The organism is Pseudomonas sp. GL-B-19, from assembly GCF_019956415.1.
GTDB lineage: Bacteria > Pseudomonadota > Gammaproteobacteria > Pseudomonadales > Pseudomonadaceae > Aquipseudomonas.
In genome coordinates this window covers 373,854-393,022 of record NZ_JAHBDK010000020.1, presented here as the reverse complement: position 1 = coordinate 393,022, position 19,169 = coordinate 373,854, and the positions used below count along the sequence as shown (strand labels likewise).

Genomic DNA, 19,169 nt, shown 5'->3' with positions numbered 1-19,169 from the left:
AAAGATCGGTGACAGGTGTGAGGCATTCAAGGTACCGGACAATGCTTGGGTGAACGGATCGACGTGGATCTGCAATTCCGGGTATCAAAAGATCGGTGACAGGTGTGAGGCATTCAAGGTACCGGACAATGCTTGGGTGAACGGATCGACGTGGATCTGCAATTCCGGGTATCAAAAGGTCGGTGACAAATGCACTTCCGCTCTCGAGTAGTAGTTTATGCCCCAGGCCTCCTGGGTGTACGGAATGACAATTCGATACCGCTAGAAAACGGATGATATCGATGACCGGGAGCATGAGAATTGTCGGCCCCAGACTACGTGCAGCGCAGCCAGAGCCACATAAACACTATACCTAGAGCAGTCAAATCTATGACACCACCAATGTCCGGCGCAGCGAAAAACCAACGCCAGCGAAGTTTGCACAAGTCTCATCTTCAGCAGAATCCATTTGCACTGCTCGGTGTTACCACTAGGGATGACCGGCGGCGCATCGTTGAGCTGGCAGAGGAGAAGTCGCTAGAGCTAGACCATGATGCTTGCCAAAAAGCGCGATCAGACCTGACCAGCCCGAGAATGAGGTTAAGCGCTGAAATGGCTTGGCTGCCGGGCGTTTCGCCGAGAAAGGCTTCGCAGCTGGTGACGACGCTGCATGAGGACCCGATGTCAATTCGAAAGGAGTCGGGTCTGCCGACTCTCGCTCATCTGAATCTCCTTGCGGCCGCTTTTGAAGCGGTGGATGGCAACGACTCAGCAGGTGATGTCGCTGAGTTTATTCAGGAAATGGCGTGCCTAGTTGACGATTTGTCGGTGGACCAGGTCTTCCGCGATATCAACGAAGATCGTTCAGTGTCTAGTTTTCCTGAGGTTATGGGTATCGATCAGGTCGAGGCGGAGCTGTCAGAGCGGAAGCGTTACTACCGCAACGCTATCAAGGATGCCCTGAATAGGCTTCCACCAGCGACTCTTGTCGATGTGATGACTGTGGCGGTCAATAGCATTACCTGCGGAGGAGAGAGACATGCACCGGAACTGTTAGACGATTTAGTGGATAGTTATGCTGTGGAAACGCAGGACTTTCTTCAGAAAGAGGCTGAGAACGCACAAAAATTGATCAAGGCAGCTAGAGACTCAGCCAAGTCAGGTGAGAGCGTCGTAAAGCCTATTGTGGACAAGCTTGAAGCGGTTGCACGTAACTGGGACAAAGTTGCACAGCCGATTCAGTTGAGCGCTAAGGCCAGGGGGATTGATCACGAGCCGAGTCACCAGATTGCGTACTCCATCCGCAGTCTTGCGATCGACCTGTTTAACGAGCATGACATGCTTACTCAATCGCAGAGACTTTTCGCACTGATACTAGAACTCTTCGCCGAATCGCCAGAACTCGCTGAGCGGGTTGAACAGGACTCGGATGCTCTTGCCGAGATTCTGCAGCGCCGTAACGAGTCTGCCGCAATTGATCCGATTCGCACTCTGTGTGAAAGCGCCATCAATAGTATTGGACGTAATCCTCGGGCTGCGAATAGCGAGGGGCTTCGCCTGCTCAATGAGGGGCGGAAGTTGTTGGAGGATGCGCCCATTAAGGCGAACTCTCCGACCTACTTAGAGGCGCAGGACATACTTGCGATTGCACTAATGCAATGCGCAGTGGCTTACGGCAATGAGACTTCAAAGTGGGAACCATGTGTTTCGTTGCTGGAGAATGCACTGAAACTTGCAACGGAAGTGAAGCTTCGTCAGAGGCTCAGCGAGAACCTAGTTATAGTCAAGGCCAATCATGCCAGCTTCGGTGATCTTGAACCTGTTGAGAATGCGCCATCCCTGAGAACGATAAACGGTGTCGGTGTCACACTTTATGGAAGTGCGGACAAGAACCCTTCTAATGGTTCCTATATGGCGACGTATTACTTCGTCCTCTTCTTTATTCCAATTTTCCCAATTGCTCGATATCGAGTAATTCCAACCGGTGGAGGCTTTCGTTTTTTGGGCAAGGGGCGGCTACGCACGTTCGACAAGTGGCACATAGCAATTTCGCTTGGTTTGATTGTACTGATGTTCGCCAACGGATGAAGGGGAGACAGTTGGAGCGCATTAGCGATGTCCGACCACCATGTACAGTTTTAAGATACGATTGCGCGGCTGACGGAGCCAATTAATGAACATTTTACTTAGCCTTGGATGAGGTAGGGTAACCACACAGTGTGGGTTGGGCAGACGCTTTCACAACATCGCCTTAGTTTTCAGTAGTTGGCTCGTTCCCAGTGAACGCAGGGTCGCTCTGCAGCTTGTGCAGAACGTCCTGGTAAAGGTGTGAACGTTTGTGCCCCTGCTGCTTGGCAACTTCGGTTTTGACCAAAAGCGGCCACTCGACTAGCTCGAAAAGAATGCGTCATATATCTTCATTAAGCTCTGATGGGGGAGAGACAAAATGTCGACACGCCTCCATAGGCTGATTAACATCCGCCCACGACCACCACACGCTATAGCGTTTCATTCACTGCAGGAGTAGCAATACATCAATGAAGTATTGCTACTGAATTTGAACTAGTATTTAGTCCCTAGAAATTTTATCCAGTAGAAAGTCCATATCTGCTGACCCTGATCCGGCGGCAAATTTTTTACATAATTTTTTGGTATCTCCCGCCGTCAGGCGTAATGCACCAATCCACATTGCTACTAAGAATTCCAAGGCGGCTTCACCCTGCTCCACGGCATGGCTCTCTATAATAGAAATAATCACACCTAACATTTTACGACTAAAATCATCGCTAACTGAGTAATCAAGCTCAGTAGGATTTGCTGAACGAAGTAGAGCCGCTTGGATCACGCCATCGTTGTAGCGATCAAAACACGCTGGACTGATAACCGTTGCATGATAGAAGTTATCAAGGCCGTCTTTTCCGACTTTACATCTCAAGTCGTGTATCAATGCCTGAATAGTCCAATAGACATCAGCCTGGGTTGCTTTATCCGTATCCAAGTCTAGTTCGTGCCAAAATGCAAATGTTGGGCGTAGCGTAAGCAATTTCCCGTTAGTAGCAGGAAGGAATAAATTGTCATGCCTGGCGCCGTAGGAGCTTAATCTTTGCGCAAGAAGCTCGGGTAGCGCCTCTGAGTCTCCAAGTGGATCATCCCCTCCAATTTCCATCAAGTTGTCATGCTCGATATCCCAAGAGGTTTTGCTATTTTCCGTCACACGAGGCATAGGAACTTTCTGGAGGATTACGACTTCATGTCCGCCTTGCTGTAGGTCCTTCTGAACTTGTTCGAGCGAGGCGGAGTCCGAAAGTTTAGAAAATCCTACAAAGTACAATATCGATGCGGTAGGCTGCATTTTTCTAAGTCGCCTTGACATATCCAGCAGCTTTCCGCCAGACGTTATTGCACCTGCAACAACAACTACAGAGCCTACATTTGTCAACTGATTTGGGCGAAGTTCGGATACAGAACACCACTCGACTTTTCCGGCTGCGGTGCCAACTTGAGATCGTATGGCGTCAGCAAATGCCTTCGACCCCGAGTCATCCAATGACACGACAAGCTCAACGTCAACTGCAAAATTTTTCCTAACTTTTCGCTCAAAAATCTTTCTAAAATCAGGGGACGGCTCGCTTAAAACACGCTCAATATCAATGTAGTAAAGCTCTTTAAATTCTGACGAGGGGCTGGAAGACTGAGACCAGCAAAGAATATTTTTTGTCGCAAACTCTTTGAAAAAACTTGCACGATCCTTATTAAAGTCTGCCCTTTTGATCATTAACTGTTCATTGGTGGGGGTTTCCGGCAAAAACTGATCACCCACTATCCTAATTAAGCGAGATCCTCTCTTGCACAAAGGACAATCGTTCGCACGGTATGAATATTCATTGCCAGTTAAAGCGCCAGTTATATTGAAGAGCCCGTTTATTCCACTCGGAAGCGAACTGTAGAATATATTCGTTACAGTGTCAGCTAGGAAACCGCTATTTTTCATGAGCTTTTCCGCCAGCCCTCCGCTCGTGGTAGCAGAAATTAAAACAAGGCTTTCAGCACCCGCTATAAAATCATAATCCTTGTTGAAGACTGCATAAGACTCAAAACTCTCAATTAACGGAAGTGTCGTACCAAACTTCCCTGACATGCTCAACGCTTGGATAACCAAATAAGATATTGACGAAGTGTCAACGTAAATCCGCTTAAGCCCAACTGAAAAGAACGGCAGCAAGCCGATAGCGAGAAATGATACTTCAACGCTTGAAACCAAGAGATTTGATGCGCGTATGAACGCATTGCAGTGATCCCCTGACGGCTTTAAAAAATGATAATTTGACTGTGATGTAATCAGTCCACGTCGACGTTGAAAAATATCAATCACACCAGACTGGAGTATCTCCCTTTCAAGATCTACTGATATTAAAGTTGAATCAGCGTTAAGGGCAATTTTACCTTCGCAAGAAAAATATAAACATATCAATTTCTCTTCAGCATCACCAACGAAGGATTCGATTTCCTCCTTCAGTGCTATATCGATAGCCAACTCAGAAAGCGAGTCCCGCTGACTCTCTGAAGCTAATACATACACATGCGCAGGCACTAAATTTTGTTCGACATCAGCCTTCACCACCTTTGCAACAACATCACTAGAAACTTCTCCAGAGAAAAATAGAAGGAGGCTTTTACGGATATCATCTGACTGTTTAAATCGAAAAGAAAAGCATCCGTTCATTCACTCATCTCCAAAGGAATTAGAAAGGTAACTGCGACACCTGATACCGGAGCCATCTCAGTCCTTGCGCCCCTTTCTAGTGTTTCCCAATCTTCAAACTCACAGAGGTCTTCGCTATGAAATGGGTTATTAATGAAGTCCCGAAATAGTGAAAGTCTACCGCTACGCACCCTCATGAAAGCTTTTAGCTTGGTAAGTCGCTCCATTACTACTGGCAAACCATGGCCCTTCGAACTTTTTCCAGATGAGGTCTGTCGGAACGTGAAACACTTCTTGAATATTTCGTATTCTGCGTCCAAGCCTGACAGCCCCGTTTCTGACTCTATCTGTGGCTGATCGGCGCGCCATCTTCCTTCATATCCAAGGCCTGAATCCACAACGCTTATCTCAATAAACTTTCTTCGTTCTAATGGTAGCTCTTCGATAGCCGCCGAAAAATAATTGCTCATCGCTCCGCTTGCTGCTGCCCTAGCATCCACGATTGACGCGCTCAGATTGACACCGTTTGTGTATATCACACGCATACCCGGTTTAAGCCATGTATCCTTTTCGACACTTCGACTTCCATGTTCATGGGTATTCAAAAACAACTCGTAAAATGCCCTGCCTAAATAATCGCTTTCCTCATCATTAAGGGGCTCAGCTCCTCCCACAAGGTTAGTCGACTTACCAACCATTGCTGATATCACAGATCTAAATTGGAGTTGCCCCCTGACGGTTGGTTTTTTGTCATGACTATGAAGATAAAAATTCCGATCAAAACCCTTAGTACTGTGATCTACTAATGCAAACCAGCATAACCCACCTCGTTGCTGCCCAAATTTTGTTTTCCCTTGCTGCTCAATGACATCGCGAGCGGAACGATTAACTGACGGACGAAGATCCTCTAGACCACCCTCTACATAGATATTCTTAGCAAGCATAGAGAGACAGAACTTATGCGGCCTACTCAATAGCTCACCAACCCTCTCCGAAATCTCTGCTCCTGTAGCCTTTATGTAAACATTCCGACTACTGCTGCAACGACCCCAAGTGTTAATCGCTTGAATTGCCGCTGCATAACTTCCAAAAGCAATATTTTTAGTGCCTTCCGGTATCAGAATATCTTCCACAGAATCAGCTTTTGCAAGTTGAGTCAGAAACTCCTCGCAACTTTCTATCGATAAGCTCGTCGGAAAATCAAAATTCATTTACCCCTCCATTAGCCTAAATATCTAACTCCCAATTTTTTGGGATTCACTCCGGCCATAACCACCTACTGCTGGCCGAGCCTCCAACACGTACACCCCCTCTACGTGTAAACGTTCCTGCGAACTGCGCCCCTTCTGTCGTCGAAAGATAGCACTCCTGAGATATTTTTCGTCCATCGCTTTTTACCCAAGACCCACAAATCTTGTATCTAACGATTATTGAGTCAGAGGACAGATGCATCGTTAAAATCACTCGCAGGCAATTGCCGCCGGCCGAGAATGGCAACAACGGCCAGAAACGGAGCGGATTGTGCGTCCGCTTTTGATCTTTTTATGCCTGTTACGAAGGGCTGTTTCTGGCCGTCGGCATCCCGCGGTTGAATCCACACGCAAAAGCTGGATGGCTGTCTGTCCTGAAGGACTGAAAACGACCCAAGCGGCGAATCCGTCCGGTCAACCGGGCGAGCTAATGCCTCAGGCGCGCGACGAGCAAACTTAATGGCGTAAATCAAGAGCAGAGCGAGATCACCACTCTGCTGAGGTTACCTTGCTCGACTTCCAGTCCAGGGTCACATGAGTTGTTGTAAACCGTGCCCTCTTTGACCTTGAATTGGTAGTGACGGACCGTGCCCTTTGACTTTGGAACGTATGCTATTTCTGTAAGCTGCTCCATTAGCCATCTCTCTTTCCCATTCATGGCAGGCGGTGTGGCGAGGAGAATTGACTCGATTGCCGTACCAGCTGACTTGGACAAACTCAGATCTTCCAATGTTTGGACGTCGGAAACCATGAGCATGTGTCGCGATGTGGAATCGCCACCGCATTTGAGGACCGTGACATAAAACCAAGGTAACGGAATGATCTGCTCCACGCACGACCACAGCTGGAGATCCGGCTCCAGCTGGGAAGAAAAGATCATTACGTCTCGCCGATAGGTTCTAAACATAAAAAAACCCCAAAATGAACACTATAGATTGTAGCTCTATAGAGTGCATAAAAGGCCTTATCTTTCCATTTGCGAGTAAAGCAAATGGAAGTAAAACAAGCGTTCGGGTTAGCGCTTCGCGCCTTGCGTATCAGCAGAGGATTAACGCAGGAGGATTTTGCTTTAGTCAGCAGCCGTACGTTCTTGAGCTCGTTGGAGAGAGGTATCAAAGGTGCGACCATAGAGAAGGTCGACGAGCTGGCGGGCACAATCGGGGTGCATCCGGTATCCGTCATCGTCGCCTGCTACCTCAAGAAAGACCCAGACATTAAACTGGAAGATCTCCTTGAGCAGGTCCGCAGCGATCTCAGGTAGTACGCAACTCTCATGTGGGGCTTTGACTTACCGAGGCCAGTTCGCAGCGCCGAGGTCTTCGACGTGATCGAGCTGCTGGTCTCCTAATCCACAATACTGGGAAGCGGCTGTTCACCAAACGCTAGAAATCAGTCGGTCCGGAATCGGAAGATTTTGCCTCACCTCCAGTGCTGCCCATAGCTGCCTGACACATTCAAATACTCGGTCAAACCTGGGTGGCCTTGTCAGTCAAGCCCGTGCAGAGCAAACGTGAGTAATCATCTGCTCATCTTTTTCGTAACGGCTCCATTACGTCTTCGACATCCAACCCTTTCAATAGACACTTATGCACGATCACAGACAGCGCTTCGTAGAGCCTATCGCGCTGTGTAATCAAGGTGGCATTTTCCGCCTGTAGATGAGCAATGCGCTCTTAGAAACTTCTCCGCCGGCGGGCACCGTCCGGATCTATCCCGCTTTCCTTCAGTTGTGCGATACGGGCGGACTCGATCCGCCGACCACGATCACCTACTAAGGTCGCGCGGCTTGTCAGACCCAATCGACGATGCACTTCGGCGCGTGAGATCGGCGCGAGCTCCAAACCCAAGCTAACCATTTGGGCGAGGAGGGCGTCGATTGCCTCGTCCAACGTGCCGCCCCTCAACGTCTGTCGTCGCGTCATGGTCGCCCCTAGTCATCTGAAACCGAACTGTGTCGTTTGTCCGTGTCCGCAACCGTCATTGGATGCCCATTTGGAAACACGCGTTGCACACCTGCATTGGTGTCGCGTGCGAGGACGGATTTTAAATTGTTGAGTTTGTCCTCCTGGTCCGCCAGCCATACATCGCTGCCTGCCTCTCCGGCGCCGGCATCGCGCATGATAGTAATTGCGGTCGTAAGACTCTCGGCTTGTTTCTCAAGGTTGGCCCGTTCCGATGGAGTGCCCATCAGATGGAGATGCGAGCAGCCATTCCAGCACTGAAGATGCTTAGGGCAGGGCGCTTGGGAGAAATCGTGAATGCAACCTCCGAAGGGTGTCACATGCAGCGCCGTGGCGTGTACGGCAAGAAATGCTTCTGCCGTTGTCGTGCCTTTATCTGACAGCAGAGCATGGTAACTGTCGGTCAACGCGCCCTGAATGCGCTTATCTCTTATGCCGGTATGTAGAAAGTCGATACGCTCGTGATGGCTATTGAACGCCAAGAACTCCTGATGGGCAGCGGTGTTCTCTTCAATGCTCGTATGCTGGTAATAGACATTCTGGTCGAGGCGTTTTCGCCCCAGGGCCAACGCTTGCTGAACGTCGCTCATGCCGGTCAGATGGTAAATAGTGTTCCGCCAGTGTCGAGGTTGGTGGCTTGTTAGCCTAATCGGAGCTCCATCAGACTCGGTCAATGACCGACGCGAAAAAATGGACGGATACTTTTCATCATTACCCAACGCGCGATTGATATCCACGAGGGTTACCCGACGCGGGATTGCCCGAAACACATTTGCTTCCCGCCCACCGAGGCGGAATTGACCATCAAACGCGATGGCTAATGTTTCGCTGGTTTTTAGGACAACACAGAGCTTACCTCCAACATTTTCAGTAAGCGCTGCATGGCCGCGAAGTTTGGGAACGAGAAAACGCTCAATATCACCGGCCAAGTATCTGCGTTTGATCGCTTTAGACTGATGCTTAGTCTCGACGTGGGGGTGAACTCCGTTTCGGGAAAGATACACAGAGAGATTCCTAAGGGTCTCTCGGTTCTCGCTAAACCCGAGCCAATCTAGAACCTCAATCTCCGACATTGCTGTTTGTGGTGTGTAGTTCCAGAGACGCCCTGGATGGGCTTCTTGCCACCTAGCGAGCTCTCGCTGCTCTTGGGTCAGCATCTTCAATCGTTCGACCGCACGCCTGGCTAAAGGAACGTCGCTTTCTGCGAACCAATGAACACGGGATTGAAATTGCTTTTCCGCAAAGTACCTGATCCCGCATTCGACTATGGGTTTACCATTGGCATCTACAACTACCTTTCCTGCCGTCCCTTTGATCGGCCTTTCGACCCAACAGTCATAGGGAATTACTGTTACCTCATTACCCCGTTGCCCAGTCGCGATCAACAAATCGATCACACGCAGCAAAATTTCTTCGCCCTCACTGATCGGGTGGTTCGAGCAAAAGGCGTAGGCTTCCATCGCCTCACGAGAAGGCAACCTGTCATCAGATTTACGCTGTCTTACCGCACGATCAGGATCGTGCAATGAAATATAATCGTGACGACGTTTTTCTGGTTTTGCATCATGCTCAAAGTGGATGGCGGTCTCGGTTAATTGCAGATTATCAATCGTATCCGCAACTACTTGAAGATGAGAGATCGCGTCGTAGAGATTCTTGTAGCCACTGTCGTGGAGAAACCCTACGACGCGGTCGAAATCGACTCGCGTCAACAGTGTGGGGTCGGATACACCGCGCTCAAATAACGGGTTGTACAACCGCCGGACGGCAATATTGTATGCCGCCGCCATCGAAAACTTCAGGTTCCGGGTGCGTTGCAGATACACAATCAAGGCCTTGCTAAAATCTTGGAAAGTGAAGGGGAGTGGCCCCTTAGGCGGGGCGGGATAGCCTGTCTTCTCGAGGGCTTGCCGATGCGTTTCGAAGGTAAGAGCATGTTGGTTATCCCGTTGTGGTAACCAACTTCCGACGTCCCACACCGGTGACGCCCACGGTGTTGAAATTGGCAACGACTGAAAAAACGCCTGCTCCTGTGTAATAAAGCCCTCGAGGCTCTGCCTTGCCCTAGACAGCGTCATCTGCGGCATCCTCCGAGTGCTGCCGGCAGCGTTCGATGGTAGCGCTTACCGCCAGGATGGTTGTCTGATGCTGGGCGAGGGGCCGGTTGTGAATTAGGTCACCGGCTTGTTCTGCCATATCAATGAACCGTTGAGCCTCCCGTTGCAGCGCCTCCTTCACCTGCTCATGGCGGCCGTCAGCAAAGGGGTGAAACTTCTTGCAGGTGTAGCAGGCGTAGACGGGATTGTAGGGGCAGTGCGTATGAGCTGGCAGGGCACAGGCACCGATGTCCCCGATGTACTGCGTATCGATTACGCCGCGGATGGCTCTTTCTGCGACTGTATTTCGGCGCTGGACGATTTCCCCGGTTAATAAACTACGCATAATGCGCTGATAGGAAGGGCTTTTACCGAGTGCTTTCTCTTTAATCCGGGCAATGTTGGGGGTTGCCGTTACGTAAGCACGCGCCGCAACCGTGCTGTTGTGGCCGAGCAGCTCGGCAAGAATGTCTGCCGGAGTACCCTGATCCGCCAAACCTTGCCCGAGGTGATGACGCAACAACATGGTTACCTGGTTCGGCTTGTCTATCCCAGCTTCACGTAGCTCGTGTTTGAGGCCCACAATGATTTCGGTTACAGACAGGCGCCTTCCACGAGGACTGACAAATAATGGTTCACAGTCGTTACCAAATCGGCGTTGAATTTCTGAAATGTGCCGTGAGATTTTTTCACCCAACCGCGTGGTTATTTTGCGGGGCCGTCGCTCAGGTCTGCGCTGACCGACCTTTTTGGCCATGGGTAACCACAGTGTGTAATACGTTTCATGATCAGCGCTTTCGATGAACTCAAAATCCGCAATATCAAGCGAATGGAATTGAATCGAGCGCGGGCCTAATTCGAAACTTAAGTGGAGCATCATGTTGAGCTGAGCTTCACTCCAGTCTTTGGTCTGGATACCGCGCTCAATTCGCTGCAGTAGCCGGATCTCTTCATCAAGGGCTAAACCGGACTGGGATAGAAATATACGTTCGTACGGATCAAGGCGGCTCGTCTTGATTTCTTTAAGTGCTAGATATGTTTCTTTATCAAAGCCCAATATTCCTCGATTAAGGGCCCAGCGATAAAACGTTCTAAAAAAAATAGTGCTCTCGCGAAATTTCGCCCAAGTACTTATGGTCGTGACCACCTCTTGTCGCGTCCAAGGAAACTTGGCTGAGATATCGCTTTCAGCTAGTCGTCCGAACACCCCGGATGCTTTGAATGCCGTTACAGGTGCATACTTTTCCAGTGCATAGGCCACGAACGCTTTGGCGATTTGCATGAGGTTCGGATTCAGGTGGAGCGCATCCCAATCTATTTTCATAGCCGTTCCGCCGTCGTACCACGTCCAAACGCTCAATCGAGTATCGACGTACCTTGGCTGGTCATTAGTGCGAGTTCGAATGGCAACCTGAGCCGGGCCCTTGAATACGTAAGCCGGCAAAGAGGAGGAGGGTGCAGCGTGTTCTTGATCGGCTGATTTGGTCAAGGCGAACCTCCTTAACTGTCAAGTCGGCTCCAGGCTGCCGAGGCACGCTGGGCATTGTGGCGGTTGGCCGACTCGGCTAGATAACGACTTGCATAACGGCGTGGCATCGTCGAAGTGTCAGACCAGCCGCAGACTCGTCGGAGTTCGTCCGTGGCCCGCTCGAGGTCATACCCACGCTTCTCGACCAGGTAAGCTAAAAACCGGTCGGCAAAGGTGTGTCGAAAGTCATGCGCGGAAAGTGTAGGCAACAATCCCGGATGAGCCAGTTCAACGGTCAGAAACAGTCGATCAAGGACGTTAGACAACGCGCGGATCGACAACGGACGACCTCGGTCAGAGATGAACAAATAGCGGTACAGCAATTTCATTGGTCTGCCGTTACGTATGGGGCGCCGATCGCCCTGGATATAGTGCTCGTAGACCTCATACAACTGTGCGGAGATACCTACTGTCCGTCCGTGGGTTTTCAGCGCAGGCTCTTCAGCGCGCGGGTCGCCTGGGTCATGTTCGCGGTCATTGATGCTGACATAGGCATGCTGAGAACCCTGATTGATATCCGTGGTGTAGAGCTTCAGAAGCTCTCCGCGACGGATACCGGTCTCCAGCAGCAATTCAATCATTAGCCAATTGCGCAACTGCAATCGTTCCGGAAACGGATTCTCCGCAGCGCCCGGGCGAATCAGTGTGCGAATGATCTGGAGTTGCGTATCTGTCAGGCTGCGGTAACGAGTGCGGTCGGGACGAACATTGATGATATGGCTCTCAAAGCGTCGTTCAATGACGTCGGCGACATCTGCAAATACCACCTCGATGTTAGCCAGGGTGGTTGAGTTTTGACGGGCGCGCGGGATGTAACGGGTGACACACCAGGACAGGTATTGCTTCAGCAATCGCAGGTACTGGTCACGAGTACGCGGATCGACATGCGGAAAAGGTGCCGTTGCAGCTGTGCCGATTCGGGCGACCAGATTATCGGCCTGACGGCCGCTTTGGAGCCAGATGGCGTAACCATCCAACAAGGCGAGAATCGCCTCAAAGTGACACGCCAAGATGGCCTCATCGATATCCAGATCTCGGCTGTTGGCATAGGTGTAGAAAGCCTGGATCGCACGCAGGTGCGCTGCGGCGGTGTTGTATGCACGATGCCTGAGCTTGAGCTGGACGTAGATGAATGGGACTAGCTTGGGCAATGGCGCCGCCTGACCATCCTGCACAAGCAGCGGTACCCGCTGACCAGAAGAGTAACGGCACTGAATCAGCTTCATCGGCAGCCACCTCATTCAATGACGCGCCATGAACACGAAGTACATGGCCCGTTGAGAGAGTGGACGGCAGAACCGGGTTTGTCGAATCAGTGCCTTAAGAGCCTCATGAACATTTCTAACATAGCATCTGGTTTAACATAATATACATTACACGTAACAACGTATTTCAAGATTGGCCCGGTTGCACGCAGACTTCACAGCGCTCAATACCTTCTAAGCCCTTATCCGCGCGTGAGCTTTTCAACCATCACCGAATGCTCAGGAAAACACTCACTGAGTTTTTGTCTATCACCCAATTGCATATCCGCGTAATCAAACCCTGGCGACACTGCTTCGCTGATCAGACCGAATCCTGCCGATCCCTCCGTAAGCCGCGAAGCTTTCCAAACACCGCCAGGTACATGCAGCTGTAAACATTCTCCCGCGATAACATTGCTGCCCATCATGACGGCCTCCAATGTGCCGTCCGGGAAAATCAGCGAGTACTCAATGGCATCGCCTAAATGATAGTAATGAACGATGTCGGACTGGTTTAGATGGAAATGGCCAACGGGAGAATCTTTCGTTAACAGATAGTAAATCGACGTCATCCGGTAACGCTGCCCACCAGTCGTCGTGACCATGCTTTGATTATCCGACTGATATGTTCTGCGGTAGTAGCCGCCTTCCAAATGGGGCTCCAGGTCGAGCGTTGCGACCAGTTCTTTAATGCTGGGTGTTTTCAACGCCATCCCGACAACCTCTATCCAGTCATATCGAAGCATTTATCATCATGTTTGCAGCATTTAGCTACATAGCTCAACTAAACATATATTTAGTCGAGCTAAGCTCAGACCGACCTCGATCATATTCGACTGATGTGTTTGAGGAAACGGCCACTCTCCTTCTAATCTTGGTTCGTCCCTGCCTGGCCCTCATCCGTGATGCTGCGGACTCTGAAATGCGCCGCGCTGAAAACTTCTGAACAACTTCCTTGTAGAGCGATCAGACGCCGTGCCCCCCCTACAGTCACCCTCCTCCCTACAAGCCTTTATCGAACTCGCTGCTCGTCGACACTACTGATTAAGCAGTAGATTCGCTACCATGTGGGTTATACGAAACCTGAAGCTTTACCCCTTTGGAGCACCCAATGCCTAGTCAAAAGGACATCGCAGCCGTCAGCGCCGCACCGGTGATTCCTGACCAGCGTCGAGAGCTGATTTTGCGGCAGCTACGCAAGCACCAGGTGCTGAGCGTTCACCAGTTGATGGAGATGTTCGACTGTTCGCACATGACTGTACGGCGCGATATCGCCCTGCTTGAGCAGGAAGGACGTGCCTATTCGGTCACCGGCGGAGTACGTATTGCCAGCCAGCTGCACAGCGAACCCAGCCATCAACTCAAGGCGGTGGTCGAGTTGCCGCAAAAGCAAGCCATGGCGAAGCTCGCTGCCCGATTACTGCGTCCGGATATGACGATATATCTGGATGCCGGTACTAGCACGCTGGAGATCGTACCGTACATAAAAGCACTGTCTGGCATGACCGTAGTGACCAACGATTTTGGCGTGGTGCAGTCCTTGCTGGACGCGCCGCAGGTGACGGTGATCCACACGGGTGGACAGCTTGATCACTCCAATCATTCCTGTGTCGGCGGACTCGCCGTTGCTACCTTGCGTCAGGTCGTGACGGACATCGCTTTCATCTCCACCAGTTCCTGGGATCTACGTCGCGGTATCACGACTCCTTCTGCATTGAAGGTCGAGGTCAAGCAAGTGGCGATGCAGTCGGCGTCGCAGGTGGTACTGGTTGCCAGTAGCTCCAAGTACGGCACATTCAGCATGTACAAGATCGCGGGGCTTGAGCAGTTCGACATCATCATCAGTGACGATGCCCTGGCTTCGGCTGCGGCAGATGGGATTCGCAAACAAGGTGTCGAATTAGTGTTGCCCGCAGATCAGAAACAGACCTGAAAGTGACCTAAAAAAGAAGGGCTCCGGTATCGACCGGAGCCTCCCCCGCTAACATTGCCTCCAGGCAACGCAGCGGCAATTAAACATCGAAGGTCAGAGCGCCTTCCAGTCCCGCAACCACTGCAGCCCCGCCGAAGTATCACCCTTGGGACGGTACTCGCAGCCGACCCAGCCGTCGTAGCCAAACTGATCCATCAGGTCAAACAAGTAGGGATAGTTGAGTTCCCCCAGGTTTGGCTCATGACGATCAGGCACACCGGCGATCTGAATGTGGCCGATACCGTCAAAGTCACGACGAAGCTTGGTGGCCAAATCCCCTTCCACGATCTGACAGTGATAGCAGTCGAATTGCACTTTCAGATTACTCGCGCCGACTTCCTTGCAGATAGCCTGTGCCTGATCCTGACGATTGAGGAAAAACCCCGGCATGTCGCGTGTATTGATCGGTTCCAGTAACACCGTGATGCCAGCCTGACTCGCCTTGGCCGCCGCGTAGGCGAGGTTTTCCAGATACACGGCATGGTGACGCTGGCGGTCGTTTTCCGACGGCAACAAGCCGGCCATCACATGGATACGCGTGTTCCCAAGGACCTCGGCGTATTCCAGCGCGCGGTCGAAGCCCGAACGAAACTCAACTTCGCGGCCAGGTAACGTCGCAACGCCTCTCTCCCCCGCCGCCCAGTCACCGGGCGGCGCGTTGAACAGCGCCTGTACCAGTCTGTTGTCGCTCAGCCGCTGCTTGAGCTCCTGCGCGCTGTAGTCGTAAGGAAACAGATATTCCACCGCTTCGAAACCGTCGGCCGCCGCCGCCGCGAAGCGATCCAGAAACTGATGTTCCGGGTAAAGCATACTGAGGTTGGCAGCAAAACGAGGCATGTTAACTCCTTGAAAAATGGGTCAGACAAAAGGCCAGATCAACAGCGTGATGCAAAAGCCGAGCGTTCCGAGCAAGGTAGTGATCACCGTCCAGGTGCGCAAACCGTCAGCGACGTTCAATCCGGCCAGTTTGGTGAAAATCCAGTAACCGGCATCGTTGATGTGCGACATGGCCAGCCCGCCACCACCCATGGCAAGACAGAGCAGTGCCATATGATTGGGGGTCAGGTTAAGGGTGGCGATCAGTGGGCTGATGATACCCGCTGTGGTGACCAAGGCGACTGTGGTGGAGCCCTGCACTGCGCGCAGCAACATGGTCAGTAGAAAACCCAGAGCCAGCACTGGCAACCCGGTGGTACGTAACAGATCAGAAACCACCGCACCTATGCCGGTGTCCACCAGCACCTTGCCGAACACTCCACCGGCACCGGCAATCAGGATCACCATGGCCACGCCGGGCAACGCGGAACCGATGACATCGGACACTTGAGTGCGGCTCCAGCCACGACGGGTACCGAGCAACCAGGCACACAGCAAAGTGTCCAGTAACAGCGCCACCAGCGGTGCACCGAGCACGGTCATCACCGCGCGAAGTGTCGATTCGGGCGGCAGTAGCGAGTTGGATAGCGTGCCCAAGAGAATCAGGATGATCGGCAACAGGATCAGACTTGAGAGCAGAGCGAAACCGGGTGGCGGTGCGGGCGGAAGTTTGGCAACAATACTGCTGGTGGATTCCTCAAGTCCCATATGAGCCACTGCAGCAGCGGCTTTTTCGGTGTTGGTCCCATTACCGTTCGTCCACGCCAACAGGTCTTCATTGGTCACATGAGGGCCATAGACTTCAGCACGGATATCATCGGTCATCGGATAAAAACGACGAGTCATGCGCCCCGCCACTCGGTAGCCGACGTAGCACAGGAATGCTGTCATCGGCAGGCCGAACATCAGCACTCGACCGAGGTCGGCACCCAATTGACTCGCAGCAGCCACGGCACCCGGATGGGGTGGTAAGAAGGCATGCACGGTGAGCAGAGCCGCACACATCGGCAAGGCAAACATCAGCAACGGCTTACGCGCTCTACGAGCGACACCATAGGCCAGCGGCATGAGGATGATCACGCCAACCTCGAAGAACACCGGCACACCGATGATAAAACCGGCAACCGTCAGCGCCAATGGCGTACGGCGATTACCAAAGCGCTCGATCAAGGTCTTTGCCAAGGACTCGGCACCGCCGGACAGCTCGATGATCCGTCCGATCATCGCGCCTAGAGCGATGATGATCGCGATGTGACCGAGGGTCTTGCCCATCCCGCCTTCAATGGTCGCAACCAGATCAGCCGGCTTCACCCCGGCGACCAACGCCACCAGAATACTCACCAGCATCAAGGCCACGAACGGCTGAAACTTGTACTTGAGCACCAGGAACAGCAGGAGCGCGATCCCTACCCCGGCGGTGGCCATCAGAATGAGCGGGCTCATACCAGATGCCCTCCACGCCGTACAACGGAGACGCTGTTGCCACTGAAAATATAAGAAGTGCGGTCAGGGTGTGTCATACAGGTAAGTCCTATTGTTATTGTTTTTCAGGCAAGCCGATTTCCACAGGAGTCGTACTGCATCCCCGGGCATAGCCTGCGTTAGCGGTGTATCGAGTGAGTCCGGCGACCTACCAATGGACGCCGAAAGCATCTCGTAACTCGTCCAGAGCGGACTGATCCAAAGGCTCGGGGCGCGGGTTGCTCATCAACCACAGTCGTGCGGTTTCTTCGAGTTCTTCCAGGGCGTAACTGGCCTTGGACACGGTGCTTTCCCAGACCACCGGCCCGAGACGTTCGAGCATCACGCCACGCACACTGTTGGCGAGTTGCGCGACTTGCTCGGCCACCTTGGGGGAGCCAGGCCGCTGATAACCAATCAATGGAATGTGCCCGACCTTCATCACTTGGTAAGGCGTCAACGGTGGCAGAATGTCATTCGGCTGCCAGACACCGGCCAGGGTCAACGCCACCAAATGAGTGGAATGGGTATGCACCACGCCACCGACTCCCGGATTGCGATCGTAGACCTGACGATGCAGGGCCAAGGTCTTGGACGGCTTGTCGCCAGAGACCCACTCCCCCGCCAGGTTGACCTTGGCGATGGCGGTCGGGTCGAGGCGGCCGAGGCAGACATCGGTGGGCGTGATCAACCAGCCATCGTCGAGACGGGCACTGATGTTGCCAGCGCTGCCCACGGTATAGCCGCGCTGATATAGGCTGCGACCGACGTCGCAAATTTCTTCGCGCAGGGCATTTTCATCGCTCATTTCGCATCTCCGGCCAGTTGTTTGAGTGCCTTGTCGAAGAAGTCCCGGCAACCGAAGTTGCCCGATTTGAGTGCCAGCGCCAAAGGCTCGTCCGTACTGCTGACGGTCGCTGGTACGCCCGGATCGATCTGTGCGCCGATTTGCAGCAGTTGCACCCCCAACGCCTGAACCACGGCGCCCGAAGTTTCCCCGCCAGCGATCACGAAGCGACGCACTCCATTTTGCCGCAGCCCTTTTGCAATTTCGCCAAAGGCGCGTTCCACCAGACTGCCTGCTTGTTCGACACCCAACTTCTGTTGCACAGCCTTGACGTCATCCGGCGAACTGGTGGCGTAGATCAGCACGGTCTGTTCATTGTCCTTGGCGAAAGCCAAGGCTTGCGCAACGACCGGTTCGCCGGCAGCCAACGCCAATGGGTCAATCCGCAAGGCAGGCCGACCGGACTCAAGCCACGCCGCAACCTGCCCATTAGTAGCGACAGAGGCGCTGCCGGCCAGAACCACTTCGCCACCTGACACAGCAGGCAATGAAGAGGCATCAAAATCCCGTAGTTTGCCGGCACGGCGGAAGTTTTCCGGCAGACCCAAAGCCAAACCTGAACCACCGGTCAGCAAGGGCAGATCGGCACAGGCAGTACCGAGGGTGTAGAGATCCTGATCACACAGCGCATCGGCGATGGCCATGCCGATACCTTGCGCTCGCAGTTCGGCGAACTTTTCCCGCACTTTCTCTGGGCCTTGCGCGATGCTGTCGTAGCGTAGCAATCCGACTTTCAGACTGGTTTGGGATTGCAGAACCCGTACCAGATTGGCATCGGTCATGGGCGTCAGGGGGTGATGCTGCATACCTGACTCGTTGAGCAATTGATCCTGCACAAACAAGTGCCCGCGAAAAATGGTTCGACCGTTTTCCGGGAATGCCGGACAAGCCAACGTGAAATCACTGTTCAATGCTTTGAGCAACGCCTCGCTGACAGGGCCGATGTTGCCAGCCGCCGTCGAGTCGAAGGTTGAGCAATACTTGAAGAAAATCTGTTCGCAGCCTTGCGCCCGCAACCAGTTCAACGCAGCCAGAGATTCTGCGACGGCATCAGTGCTGGGCGTGGTGCGAGACTTCAGCGCGATAACGATCGCATCTGCATCGAGCCCTGCTGCCACTTCGGTGCCGGGAATACCAATACTCTGCACCGTGCGCATGCCGCCGCGCACCAGCATATTGGCGAGATCCGTGGCGCCGGTGAAGTCATCGGCGATGCAGCCCAACAAAGGGCGCGCAGTGGAAAGAGTCATGGA

14 protein-coding genes are annotated in these 19,169 nt (G+C 52.5%); 3 read left to right on the top strand and 11 right to left on the bottom strand.

The window, feature by feature from the left end; translation table 11 throughout:
- The first annotated feature begins 369 nt into the window (after nucleotides 1–369).
- Entirely contained in the window at nucleotides 370–2,067 is a 1,698-nt protein-coding gene (locus tag KGB06_RS08490; protein WP_223513867.1) for a hypothetical protein, read from the top strand.
- 481 nt (nucleotides 2,068–2,548) lie between these two features.
- Here the strand turns inward: KGB06_RS08490 and KGB06_RS08485 are convergent, their stop codons facing one another.
- From KGB06_RS08485 to KGB06_RS08475, 3 genes are all read right to left on the bottom strand, one after another.
- Entirely contained in the window at nucleotides 2,549–4,702 is a 2,154-nt protein-coding gene (locus KGB06_RS08485; protein WP_223513864.1) for a hypothetical protein, read from the bottom strand.
- Nucleotides 4,699–5,892 carry a hypothetical protein gene (locus KGB06_RS08480; RefSeq protein WP_223513862.1) on the bottom strand — a complete coding sequence of 398 codons (1,194 nt, stop codon included), beginning with the start codon at nucleotides 5,890–5,892 and terminating at the stop codon, nucleotides 4,699–4,701. The genes KGB06_RS08485 and KGB06_RS08480 overlap by 4 nt, the downstream gene beginning before the upstream one ends.
- A gap of 508 nt (nucleotides 5,893–6,400) precedes the next feature.
- Nucleotides 6,401–6,811, bottom strand: coding sequence for a hypothetical protein (locus KGB06_RS08475; RefSeq protein ID WP_223513860.1), 411 nt, complete (start codon nucleotides 6,809–6,811; stop codon nucleotides 6,401–6,403).
- Nucleotides 6,812–6,922: 111 nt separating this feature from the next.
- Between KGB06_RS08475 and KGB06_RS08470 the strand changes: the two genes are divergently transcribed.
- Nucleotides 6,923–7,192: a helix-turn-helix domain-containing protein gene (locus KGB06_RS08470; RefSeq protein WP_110750062.1), complete on the top strand. Its 270-nt coding sequence runs from the start codon at nucleotides 6,923–6,925 to the stop codon at nucleotides 7,190–7,192.
- A gap of 669 nt (nucleotides 7,193–7,861) precedes the next feature.
- On the opposite strand, the gene KGB06_RS08465 is transcribed toward KGB06_RS08470, so the two are convergent.
- The 4 genes from KGB06_RS08465 to KGB06_RS08450 all read right to left on the bottom strand — a co-directional run bounded on the left by KGB06_RS08465 (nucleotide 7,862) and on the right by KGB06_RS08450 (nucleotide 13,473).
- On the bottom strand, nucleotides 7,862–9,970 hold the full coding sequence (locus KGB06_RS08465; protein ID WP_223513858.1) for a hypothetical protein: 2,109 nt from the start codon (nucleotides 9,968–9,970) through the stop codon (nucleotides 7,862–7,864).
- Nucleotides 9,957–11,477, bottom strand: coding sequence for a tyrosine-type recombinase/integrase (locus KGB06_RS08460; protein ID WP_223513857.1), 1,521 nt, complete (start codon nucleotides 11,475–11,477; stop codon nucleotides 9,957–9,959). The genes KGB06_RS08465 and KGB06_RS08460 overlap by 14 nt, the downstream gene beginning before the upstream one ends.
- An 11-nt stretch (nucleotides 11,478–11,488) precedes the next feature.
- Nucleotides 11,489–12,742 (bottom strand): tyrosine-type recombinase/integrase, encoded by a 1,254-nt coding sequence (locus KGB06_RS08455; protein WP_223513855.1) that lies wholly within the window; start codon nucleotides 12,740–12,742, stop codon nucleotides 11,489–11,491.
- Nucleotides 12,743–12,963: 221 nt separating this feature from the next.
- Nucleotides 12,964–13,473 carry a cupin domain-containing protein gene (locus tag KGB06_RS08450; protein ID WP_223513853.1) on the bottom strand — a complete coding sequence of 170 codons (510 nt, stop codon included), beginning with the start codon at nucleotides 13,471–13,473 and terminating at the stop codon, nucleotides 12,964–12,966.
- A gap of 398 nt (nucleotides 13,474–13,871) precedes the next feature.
- Here KGB06_RS08450 and KGB06_RS08445 point away from each other — a divergent pair, with 398 nt between their 5' ends.
- Nucleotides 13,872–14,693 carry a DeoR/GlpR family DNA-binding transcription regulator gene (locus tag KGB06_RS08445; protein ID WP_223513851.1) on the top strand — a complete coding sequence of 274 codons (822 nt, stop codon included), beginning with the start codon at nucleotides 13,872–13,874 and terminating at the stop codon, nucleotides 14,691–14,693.
- Between the two features lie 93 nt (nucleotides 14,694–14,786).
- Here KGB06_RS08445 and otnI read toward each other — a convergent pair whose 3' ends face one another.
- The 4 genes from otnI to otnK all read right to left on the bottom strand — a co-directional run bounded on the left by otnI (nucleotide 14,787) and on the right by otnK (nucleotide 19,166).
- A complete protein-coding gene (otnI, locus tag KGB06_RS08440) occupies nucleotides 14,787–15,569 on the bottom strand; it encodes a 2-oxo-tetronate isomerase (RefSeq protein WP_223513849.1) in 783 nt (260 codons plus the stop codon).
- Nucleotides 15,570–15,590: 21 nt separating this feature from the next.
- Nucleotides 15,591–17,051, bottom strand: coding sequence for an SLC13 family permease (locus KGB06_RS08435; protein ID WP_223513845.1), 1,461 nt, complete (start codon nucleotides 17,049–17,051; stop codon nucleotides 15,591–15,593).
- 187 nt (nucleotides 17,052–17,238) lie between these two features.
- Entirely contained in the window at nucleotides 17,239–17,877 is a 639-nt protein-coding gene (locus KGB06_RS08430) for an aldolase (RefSeq protein ID WP_223513841.1), read from the bottom strand.
- The gene (otnK, locus tag KGB06_RS08425) at nucleotides 17,874–19,166 is read right to left on the bottom strand and encodes a 3-oxo-tetronate kinase (RefSeq protein WP_223513838.1); all 1,293 of its coding nucleotides are present in this window, start codon (nucleotides 19,164–19,166) and stop codon (nucleotides 17,874–17,876) included. Before otnK ends, KGB06_RS08430 begins: the two co-directional genes overlap by 4 nt.
- Nucleotides 19,167–19,169 lie beyond the last annotated feature (3 nt).